At 71.8% G+C, this 10,338-nt stretch carries 7 protein-coding genes; 3 read left to right on the top strand and 4 right to left on the bottom strand.

Annotated features, from left to right (window positions below):
- Positions 1–70: 70 nt before the first annotated feature.
- Positions 71–1,243, bottom strand: a complete 1,173-nt coding sequence (locus OP86_RS31175) for a PP2C family protein-serine/threonine phosphatase (RefSeq protein WP_051831078.1) — start codon at positions 1,241–1,243, stop codon at positions 71–73.
- A gap of 146 nt (positions 1,244–1,389) precedes the next feature.
- Between OP86_RS31175 and OP86_RS31180 the strand changes: the two genes are divergently transcribed.
- Positions 1,390–1,608 carry a heavy-metal-associated domain-containing protein gene (locus OP86_RS31180; RefSeq protein WP_030062394.1) on the top strand — a complete coding sequence of 73 codons (219 nt, stop codon included), beginning with the start codon at positions 1,390–1,392 and terminating at the stop codon, positions 1,606–1,608.
- A 65-nt stretch (positions 1,609–1,673) separates the two neighbouring features.
- Positions 1,674–3,965, top strand: a complete 2,292-nt coding sequence (locus tag OP86_RS31185; protein WP_030261085.1) for a heavy metal translocating P-type ATPase — start codon at positions 1,674–1,676, stop codon at positions 3,963–3,965.
- 92 nt (positions 3,966–4,057) lie between these two features.
- Here OP86_RS31185 and OP86_RS31190 read toward each other — a convergent pair whose 3' ends face one another.
- The 3 genes from OP86_RS31190 to recD2 form a co-directional block, all read right to left on the bottom strand.
- A complete protein-coding gene (locus OP86_RS31190; RefSeq protein ID WP_030062397.1) occupies positions 4,058–4,777 on the bottom strand; it encodes an SDR family NAD(P)-dependent oxidoreductase in 720 nt (239 codons plus the stop codon).
- A 535-nt stretch (positions 4,778–5,312) separates the two neighbouring features.
- A complete protein-coding gene (locus OP86_RS31195) occupies positions 5,313–6,602 on the bottom strand; it encodes a citrate synthase (protein ID WP_030062398.1) in 1,290 nt (429 codons plus the stop codon).
- A 225-nt stretch (positions 6,603–6,827) separates the two neighbouring features.
- On the bottom strand, positions 6,828–9,059 hold the full coding sequence (gene recD2 / locus OP86_RS31200; protein ID WP_051831080.1) for an SF1B family DNA helicase RecD2: 2,232 nt from the start codon (positions 9,057–9,059) through the stop codon (positions 6,828–6,830).
- Positions 9,060–9,263: 204 nt separating this feature from the next.
- Here recD2 and OP86_RS31205 point away from each other — a divergent pair, with 204 nt between their 5' ends.
- Positions 9,264–10,055, top strand: coding sequence for a VOC family protein (locus OP86_RS31205; protein ID WP_030062399.1), 792 nt, complete (start codon positions 9,264–9,266; stop codon positions 10,053–10,055).
- The last annotated feature ends 283 nt before the right edge of the window (positions 10,056–10,338 follow it).

Consider the following 10,338-nt stretch of genomic DNA (forward strand, 5'->3'; position numbering starts at 1 on the left):
ATACGGCGACCACCGAGATCTACACTAGATCGCTCGTCGGCAGCGTCAGATGTGTATAAGAGACAGACCCTCACCCATCCGTCCGCGCGATCAGCAACAACAACGCGTCGTCCCGCAGCTCCCCACCCGTGTGCGCCAGCAGGTCGGCGTACACCCGCCCCACCGCCGACTCCAGCTCCCCCGCCGAGCGCGCAGCTCCCCGCACCAGCGGCCCCACCCGCTCGGCCAGCGGATAGAACTCCCCGCTCTCCCGGTGCCGCGCCTCGATCACCCCGTCCGTGCAGAGCACCAGCACGTCGTCGGGCCCGAACGGCTGCCCCCAGGTGGTCGGCTCCCCCGTGGCCAGCCGGCCGAGGCCCAGCGGCACCCAGGGGTCGGGCGCGTCCAGGACGTGCGCCCGCCCGGCGCCGTCGACCCGGATCGGCGGCACGTGCCCGTACTGCAGCAGTTCCATCGCCCCCGGTGTCCGGAACTCCGCGAACAGCGCCGTGGTGAACTCCCCGTCCGGCACGTGCCGTTCGACGCTGGCCTCGATCCGCGCCGCGACGCCCCGCAGCCCGGCCTCGTCGTACGCGGCCTCGCGGAACGCGCCCAGCACCACGGCCGCCGTCTGCACGGCGGCGAGTCCTTTGCCGCGGACGTCCCCGACCGCGACGCGTGTCCCGTGCGGCGTCTCCAGGACGGAGTACAGGTCCCCGCCGATGCGTGAGGCGTCCGCCGCCGACACGTACCGGACGGCCAGCCGCAGCGGCCCGACGGCCGGTCCCGGCGGCCGCAGCAGTGCCCGCTGGGCGGCCTCGGCGACGGAGCTGACGGCCGCGAAGGCCGCCGCGCGCCGCATACGGAGTTGGGCGACCCAGGCCGAGAACAGGGTCACGACCAGGTAGCTGACCATGGCGCCGTAGAGGAAGCGCGCGTCGTTGATGTTGTCGACCTCGTCGTAGTGGCTGAGCCCGAAGACCGCGAGCAGCCCGAGGGCGCAGACCGAGAGCAGTTCGCGGGGTCTGAGGGTCAGTGCCGCGATGGTCGGTACGACGGTCATCAGCGGCGCGAGGTAGCGGTCCTTGCCGGAGAGGAGGTCCGCGAGCCCGACCAGCAGGACGGCGAGCAGCGCGGGGGTGGCCCGCCACCGGAACGGGACGTCCTGGAGGTCGGCGGCGAGCAGGGCGCCGCGCTGCCGGTCCGGTGACAGTCCGGCTGCCGTGGGAGCCGAGGGTGACTGGGCGCGGCGGAACGAGAACACATACCGAACATAAGGGACGATCACCACCCTCACCCGCCCGCTCTGTCGCCTACGATGCGTTGCACCTCCCCCGCCTCACCGGGAATACCCCAGAGGGGTATGGTGTCAGCACCGTAGGAACCCGCACCGATTTTCCGGAGGCCCCGATGTCCAGTTCCATCACCTACACCGTGTCCGGCATGAGCTGCGGCCACTGCGAGAAGGCGATCAGCGAGGAGCTCTCCGTCCTCGCCGGTGTCACCGAGGTCGCCGCCGACGCCAAGGCCGGGACCGTGACGGTCTCCTCGGCCGCGCCGTTGGACGACGAGCAGGTCCGCGCCGCCGTCGACGAGGCCGGCTACGAGCTGGTCGGCCGCAGCGCCTGAACCGCCGAGCGGCGGGGCCGGACCAGCGGCCCCGCCGTACGCCCCCCACCAAGGAGCTGATCCGCATGAGCACGTCCGCCCCCGACGTCGAGGCCCGGGACCGGGTCGAGCTGTCGATCGGCGGGATGACCTGCGCCTCCTGCGCGGCCCGGATCGAGAAGAAGCTCAACCGGATGGACGGCGTCGAGGCCACCGTCAACTTCGCCACCGAGAAGGCCCGGGTCGACTACGGCCCCGGGGTCACCGTCGAGGACCTGATCGCCACCGTCGAGCGCACCGGCTACACCGCCGAGCTCCCCCCGCCCCCGGCGCCCACCGTCCCCGCACTGTCCGGCGTCGAGCCGTCCGGCCCCGCCACCGCGGCGGAGCAGCCCGCCGCCGACCCCCTGCTGGACCGCCTGCTGATCAGCGCCGTCCTCAGCATCCCGGTGGTCATGCTGTCGATGGTCCCGGCCCTGCAGTTCACCAACTGGCAGTGGCTGGCCTTCGCCCTCACCGGCCCGGTCGTGGTCCACGGCGGCCTGCCGTTCCACCGCGCCGCCTGGACCAACCTGCGGCACGGCGCCGCCACCATGGACACCCTGGTCTCGCTCGGCACCCTGGCCGCCTTCGGCTGGTCCTTCTGGGCGCTGTTCTGGGGCCACGCCGGCATGCCCGGGATGCGCCACGACTTCTCGCTCTCCGTCGGCGACACCGACGCCTCCGCCACGCTCTACCTGGAGACCGCCGCGGCCGTCACCGTGCTGATCCTGCTCGGCCGCTACCTGGAGGCCCGCTCCAAGCGGCGGGCCGGCGCCGCACTGCACGCCCTGCTCGACCTCGGCGCCAAGGAGGTCGCCGTGCTCCAGGGCGGCCGCGAGGTGCGCCTGCCGGTGAGCCGGCTGGCCGTCGGCATGCGCTTCGTGGTCCGACCCGGCGAGAAGATCGCCACCGACGGCCTGGTGGTCGAGGGCAGCTCCGCCGTGGACGCCTCGATGCTCACCGGCGAGTCCGTCCCGGCCGAGGTCACCGTCGGCGACACCGTCACCGGCGCCACCGTCAACGCCGGCGGGCGCCTGGTGGTGGAGGCCACCCGGGTCGGCGCCGACACCCGGCTGGCCCGGATGGCCAAGCTGGTCGAGGAGGCGCAGAACGGCAAGGCCGCCGCCCAGCGGCTGGCCGACCGGATCTCCGCCGTCTTCGTCCCCGTGGTCATCCTGATCGCCCTGGCCACCCTGGTCACCTGGCTGCTGGTCACCGACAGCCCCACCGAGGCGTTCACCGCCGCCGTGGCCGTCCTGATCATCGCCTGCCCGTGCGCCCTGGGCCTGGCCACCCCGACCGCCCTCATGGTCGGCACCGGCCGCGGCGCCCAGCTGGGCATCCTGATCAAGGGCCCCGAGGTGCTGGAGACCACCCGCGCGGTGGACACCGTCGTCCTGGACAAGACCGGCACCGTCACCACCGGCCGGATGGCGCTGCTCGCCGTCCACACCACCGGCAGCACCACCGAGGCCGAGGCGCTGCGCCTGGCCGGCGCCGTCGAGCACGCCTCCGAGCACCCGATCGGCGCCGCCGTCGCCGCGGCCGCGATCTCCGCCGAGCCCACCGGCGAGCTGCCGCCGGTCGAGGGCTTCCGCGCCGTCCCCGGCCGGGGCGTGGAGGGGCTCGTGGCGGGCCGCACGGTCGTCGCGGGGCACGAGGCCCTGCTCGCCGACCGGGCGCTGCACCTGCCGCCCTCCCTGGCCCGCGCCAAGGCCGCCGCCGAGGCGGCCGGGCGCACCGTGATCGCGGTCGGCTGGGACGGCGAGGCACGGGCCGTCCTGGAGGTGGCCGACGCGGTCAAGCCGACCAGTGCGGAGGCGATCGCCGAGCTCCGCGCGCTGGGCCTGCGCCCGGTGCTGCTGACCGGTGACCACCGGCTGGTCGCCGAGGCCGTGGCGGCCGAGGTCGGCATCCCGGCGCGGGACGTGATCGCCGAGGTGCTCCCCGAGGACAAGGTCGACACCGTCAAGCGGCTGCAGGCCGAGGGCAAGGTCGTGGCGATGGTCGGCGACGGCGTCAACGACGCGGCCGCCCTCGCCCAGGCGGACCTCGGCCTGGCGATGGGCACCGGCACCGACGCCGCGATCGAGGCCGGCGACCTCACCCTGGTCCGCGGCGACCTGCGCTCCGCCGCCGACGCCATCCGGCTCTCCCGCCGCACCCTCGGCACCATCAGGGGCAACCTCTTCTGGGCCTTCGGCTACAACGTGGCGGCGATCCCGCTGGCCGCCGCCGGCCTGCTCAACCCGATGATCGCGGGGGCCGCGATGGCCTTCTCCTCGGTCTTCGTGGTCACCAACAGCCTCCGGCTGCGCCGCTTCCGGCCCGCCTGACCCCGCCCGACCACCGGCACCGCGAACGACACGAGGGGTCCGGACCGTTGGAAACCGCCCACCGGTGCGGGCCCCTCCGCGCGCTCCGGGCGTCAACGCCCCAGCAGCTCGCCGCCGTTGCAGTGCAGGATCTCGCCGGTGATGAACCCCGCCTCGGGCGAGGCCAGGAAGTGCACCGCCGCCGCGACCTCACCGGTCTCGCCGATCCGGCCGAGCAGGGTGCGGGCCGCCCGGCGGGCGACCTCGGCCTCGTCCAGCCGGGGGCCGAAGAACTCGGTGCCGCTGACCGTTCCCGGCGCGACGATGTTGGCGGTGATGCCCGAGGTGCCCAACTGGGCGGCCAGGAAGTGGTTCCAGGCGTGCAGCGAGGCCTTCGCCGCGCCGTACGAGCCGGCCCCGCGCAGGGCGGCGATGGAGCTGATGGTGACGACCCGGCCGGAGCCCGGGGTGAGCCGGTCGCGGAGCGACTCGGTGAGCAGCACCACGGTCAGCACGTTGCGCTCGAAGTCGCCGCGCCAGCGGGCCAGCAGGGCGTGCGGCCCGCCGCCGACCACGGTCTCCCGGCTGCCGGCGTTGTTGACCAGGATGTCGATCCGCTCGGGCAGTTCGCGCAGCACGGCCTCGACCTCGTCCGGATCGGCGAGGTCGCACACCAGCGGAGTGACGTTCGGCCCGAGGTCGGCCGCCGCCTTCTCCAGGACCGCGCGCCGGCGGCCCACGATCACCACGTGGTCGTCCGCCTCGGCGAAGCGCCGCGCGACTTCGTACCCGATTCCCGTGCCACCGCCGGTGACGACGACGTTCCTGGCCATCTGCGCACTCCCTCCCCAGGTCCGCCGCCGCGCTACGAGTGTGCGCGGCGGTCCGTACCGGAATGCCACGATTCCTATCACGCTCGGTTGCCGTGACTGCGGGGAGGGTGACGTCCCGCGCGAGGGAAGGTGTGATATGAGCGGGGTACGACGCGCACACGGAGCGTGGCGAGAGGCAGCTCACACCCCCCGGGCGTAACTTCTCGCAGCCTGATACGTCTTAGGTTGGTAGTGCGGCAGTTTTCCGGTGGGCGGGAACGCGATGAACGGCAACGCGTCCCCGCGCTTCCACCGGCTGCCGCCGACGGGGCTCCGGCGGGCCCCGGGAACGGTCGTCGCCCTTGACGGCCTTCGCGCACGGCGCCGGGGTTCCGGCGGGCCAGGGACGCTTTGAGCGGCCGTCCCCGGCTGCGGCCGACCCCGGAGTCGTGCGCCGTACGGTGAGGTCCCCGCGGCGGACCCCTCGGGGGGCCGCCGCGGGGACGCGAAGGGGCCCGGCCGCTCGGCGGCCGGGCCCCTTTCGGCTACTGCCGGATCAGCGACCGTCGAGCGGGACGTAGTCGCGGATCGCGGTGCCGGTGTAGATCTGGCGCGGGCGGCCGATCCGGCTGGTCGGGTCGTTGATCATCTCGTGCCAGTGGGCGATCCAGCCCGGCAGCCGGCCGATGGCGAACAGCACGGTGAACATGCTGGTCGGGAAGCCCATGGCGCGGTAGATCAGGCCGGTGTAGAAGTCCACGTTCGGGTACAGCTTGCGCGAGACGAAGAAGTCGTCCTTGAGGGCGTGCTCCTCCAGCTTGAGCGCGATGTCCAGCAGCTCGTCGTTCTTGCCGAGCTGGCCGAGGACCTCGTGCGCGAGCACCTTGACCTGGGCGGCGCGCGGGTCGAAGGCCTTGTAGACCCGGTGACCGAAGCCCATCAGCTTGACGCCGGCTTCCTTGTTCTTCACCTTCGTGATGAAGGCGTCGACGTCGCCACCGTCGTTCTTGATGCTCTCCAGCATCTCCAGCACGGCCTGGTTGGCGCCGCCGTGCAGCGGGCCCCACAGGGCCGAGATGCCGGCCGAGATCGAGGCGAACAGGTTGGCGTGGCTGGAGCCGACCAGGCGCACGGTGGAGGTCGAGCAGTTCTGCTCGTGGTCCGCGTGCAGGATGAGCAGCTTGTCCAGGGCGTTGACGATGACCGGGTTGAGCTCGTAGTCCTCGGCGGGGACGGCGAAGGTCATCCGCAGGAAGTTCTCGACGTAGCTGAGGTCGTTGCGCGGGTAGACGAAGGGCTGGCCCATCGCCTTCTTGTACGCGTACGCGGCGATCGTCGGCAGCTTGGCGAGCAGGCGGACCGTCGACAGGTGGCGCTGGGCCGCGTCGAACGGGTTGTGGCTCTCCGGGTAGAACGTGGAGAGCGCGCCGACCACCGAGGACAGCATGGCCATCGGGTGGGCGTCCCGCGGGAAGCCCTGGAAGAAGCGCTTGACGTCCTCGTGCAGCAGGGTGTGCTGGGTGATCTCGCGGTTGAACTCCGCCAGCTGGTCCGCGTTGGGCAGCTCGCCGTTGATCAGGAGGTACGCGGTCTCGATGAAGCCGCCCTGCGAGGCGAGCTGCTCGATCGGGTAGCCGCGGTACCGCAGGATGCCGTTGTCGCCGTCCACGAAGGTGATCGCGGACTTGTACGCGGCGGTGTTACCGAAGCCGTTGTCCAGGGTGACCAGGCCGGTCTGCGGAAGCAGCTTCGAGATGTCGAAGCCGGCGTTGCCCGCAGTGCTCTCGACGACGGGGTACTCGTACTCGCCGTCCTGGTACCGCAGTACTACCGAGTTGTCGCTCACGTCTTCCTCACCGACGAAATGAATCCTCTTCCAAGGTGCCCTGACTGTCTCTACCATCCCCCATCCGGAGGACAGTCGCGCACCCGGGGTGGCCCGAAAGGGCCCGCCCCTACAAAACCTGCAGCCGCAGCCGGTACGAACCGGACAAGATCGGCACCACCCTAGGCTCTGCCGTAAATCTCTTCACGTCAAGAGAACTTTAAAGGCAACCATCCTGTTGGATAATCATCCAGTAGCCAGCCGATGATCGAGCGCGGTATGCCTCCGACCTGCACTGACGGCCCGTACGGCCTGCGCGATCGCCTTCCGTGACCCGACCAGCACCACGAGTTTCCGTGCCCTGGTCACGGCGGTGTAGAGCAGGTTCCGCTGGAGCATCGTCCACGCGGACATAGTGACCGGAATCACCACGACCGGGTACTCACTGCCCTGCGAGCGGTGGATCGTCACCGCGTACGCGTGGGCCAGCTCGTCCAGCTCGTCGAAGTCGTACGCCACCTCCTCGTCCTCGTCGGTGAGCACCGTCAACCGCTGGTCGTCCACGCTGAGGGCGGTCACCACCCCCACCGTGCCGTTGAAGACACCGTTGCGCCCCTTGTCGTAGTTGTTGCGGATCTGCGTGACCTTGTCCCCCACTCTGAACGTGCGACCACCGAAGCGGCGTTCAGCCAGCCCCTCCCGGGCCGGCGTCACCGCCCCCTGCAACAGCGTGTTCAGGTTCCCCGCGCCCGCCGGGCCCCGGTGCATCGGCGCCAGCACCTGGACGTCCCGGCGCGGGTCGAAGCCGAACTTCTGCGGGATCCGGCGCGCCACCACGTCCACCGTCAACCCGGCGGCCCGCTCCGCGTCGTCCTCCGCGAACAGGAAGAAGTCCGCCAGACCCTCCGTCAGGGGCGGCCTGCCCTCGTTGATCCGGTGCGCGTTGGTCACCACGCCCGACTGCTGGGCCTGCCGGAAGATCCTGGTCAGCCGCACCGAGGGGATCGGCCCGCCCTCCGCCAGCAGGTCCCGCAGCACCTCGCCGGCACCCACCGAGGGCAGCTGGTCCACGTCCCCCACGAAGAGCAGGTGGGCGCCCATCGGCACCGCCTTGACCAGCTTGTTCGCCAGGATCAGGTCCAGCATCGAGGCCTCGTCGACCACCACCAGGTCCGCGTCCAGCGGCCGGTCCCGGTCGTACGCGGCGTCCCCGCCCGGCTTCAGCTCCAGCAGCCGGTGGACCGTCGAGGCCTCCACCCCGGTCAGCTCCGCCAGCCGCTTCGCCGCCCGGCCGGTCGGCGCCGCCAGGACCACCTTGGCCCGCTTCGCCAGCGCCAGCGTCACGATCGACCGCACCGTGAACGACTTGCCGCAGCCCGGACCGCCCGTCAGCACCGCGACCTTCTCGGTCAACGCCAGCCGCACCGACTGCTCCTGCTCCGGCGCCAGCTCCGCCCCGGTCCGCTTCGCCAGCCAGTCCAGCGCCACCGGCCAGTCCACCGATCCGAACCACGGCATCCGGTCCGCATCCGACCGCAGCAACCGCGCCAGCTGGTTGGCCAGCGAGATCTCCGCCCGGTGGAACGGCACCAGGTACACCGCGGTGACCGGCTCGCCGCCCTCACCCGGCACCGCCTCGCGCACCACCCCCTCGGCCGCCACCAGCTCCGCCAGGCAGTCGATCACCAGCCCGACGTCCACCTGCAGCAGCTTCACACCGTCCGCGATCAGCCGCTCCTCCGGCAGGAAGCAGTGCCCCTGGTCGGTGCTCTGCGACAGCGCGTACTGCAGCCCCGCCTTCACCCGCTCCGGGCTGTCGTGCGGGATCCCCACCGCCTGCGCGATCCGGTCCGCCGTGAGGAAGCCGATGCCCCACACGTCCCCGGCCAGCCGGTACGGCTCGTTCTTCACCACACCGATCGAGCCGTCGCCGTACTGCTTGTAGATTCGCACAGCCAGCGAGGTCGACACCCCGACCCCCTGCAGGAAGACCATCACCTCCTTGATGGCCTTCTGCTCCTCCCAGGCCGCCGCGATCTTCTTCGTCCGCTTCGGCCCCAGCCCCGGCACCTCGATCAGCCGGCCCGGCTCGTTCTCGATCACCTCCAGGGTGTCCACCCCGAAGCGCTCCACGATCCGCTCGGCGAACCGCGGCCCGATCCCCTTGATCAACCCCGAGCCGAGGTAGCGCTGGATGCCCTGCACCGTGGCCGGCAGCACCGTCGTGTAGTTCTCCACCGTGAACTGCCGCCCGTACTGCGGGTGCGAGCCCCACCGGCCGTGCAGCCGCAGCGACTCCCCGACCTGCGCGCCCAACAGCGCGCCCACCACGGTCAGCAGGTCGTTCCCGCCGCGGCCGGTGTCGACCCGGGCCACGGTGTAGCCGGTCTCCTCGTTGGCGTACGTGATCCGCTCCAGCACGCCCTCGACCTGCGCGAGCTGGAGCGGCTGCTGCCCCGACTGCGCCTGCTTGCTCACCGGGCCCCCTTCGACCGGTACGGGTGGATCATTCCGCTACGCACCGTACCGCCCGGCCCCGACAGACCCACAGCCCCGAACCCGAGCCCGAACGTACGCCCGAACCCTGCCGTGCACCGCCCCCGCCGAGGTGCCAGGCTGGGAGGAGCCGCGGGGGACCGTCGACCGCGCCCGCCCGGGCCCCGTCCGAGGAGCAGTGCCGCCATGCTTAACACCGCCTTCCGCCCCGGCTCCCCCGACTGGCTCGACCTGAGCAGCCCCGACACCCGGGCCTCCGTCGACTTCTACACCGCGCTGTTCGGCTGGACCTTCGACTCGGCGGGCCCCGAGGCCGGCGGCTACGGCTTCTTCCAGCTCGGCGGCCGGACGGTCGCCGCCCTCGGCCCGCTCACCGAGGAGGGCGCACTACCCGCCTGGACGCTGTACTTCGCCACCCTCGACGCCGACCGCACCACCGAACTCGTCGAAGAGGCCGGCGGCCGCGTCCGGTTCACCCCCTTCGACGTCTTCACCGCGGGCCGGATGGCCGGGTACACCGACCCCACCGGCGCCGAATTCGCCGTCTGGCAGCCGCACGACACCCGCGGCCTGGATCTCGTCGACGAGGAGGGCAGCCTCTGCTGGGCCGAGTGCTACAGCGTCGACGCCGAGCGCGCCAAGTCCTTCTACCGCACCGTCTTCGGCTGGCAGGAGCAGGACGTCCCGCTCGAAGGCGCGCTCTACACCGTCCTCACCCCGGCCGGCGGCGGCACCGACGACGCCCACGGCGGCATCATGCAACTCGGCCCCGACCAGACCGCCGCCGGCACCACCTCGCACTGGCTCCCGTACTTCGAGGTCCCCAACACGGACGCCAGCCTCGCCATCGCCACCAACCTCGGCGCCACGGTGCGGATCCCGGCCATGGACGTGCACGGCGTCGGCCGCCTCGGCCAGCTGACCGACCCGCACGGCGCCGTCTTCGCCGTCATCACCAGCGCCAAGCCGGGAGAGTGACACCGGCTCAGCCTTCAGTGCCTCAGAGGGGCCCTGAAGGGGCGCTACGGGCGTAGACAGGCCGGAGGCGGGGGAGGGGAAGGCCTGTGGTTCCTGATCATGAGGCACACGGCCGCTCTGGCCGTCCTGACGGTTCCTACGTTTCCGGCGATTTCGAGCTCAACACCTGAAAAGGCCCGGAAATGCGAAGAACCCCCATCCGGGATCCGGATGGGGGTTCTTCAGAAGAATTGTTCGGCGGCGTCCTACTCTCCCACAGGGTCCCCCCTGCAGTACCATCGGC

Source organism: Streptomyces novaecaesareae, assembly GCF_000716875.1.
GTDB classification, from domain to species: Bacteria; Actinomycetota; Actinomycetes; order Streptomycetales; family Streptomycetaceae; genus Kitasatospora; species Kitasatospora novaecaesareae.

Coding starts and splice junctions, on each gene's coding strand:
- OP86_RS31205 (WP_030062399.1), top strand. CDS start 9,264: ATGCTTAACACCGCCTTCCGCCCCGGCTCCCCCGACTGGCTCGACCTG.
- OP86_RS31190 (WP_030062397.1), bottom strand. CDS start 4,777: ATGGCCAGGAACGTCGTCGTCACCGGCGGTGGCACGGGAATCGGGTAC.
- OP86_RS31180 (WP_030062394.1), top strand. CDS start 1,390: ATGTCCAGTTCCATCACCTACACCGTGTCCGGCATGAGCTGCGGCCAC.
- OP86_RS31185 (WP_030261085.1), top strand. CDS start 1,674: ATGAGCACGTCCGCCCCCGACGTCGAGGCCCGGGACCGGGTCGAGCTG.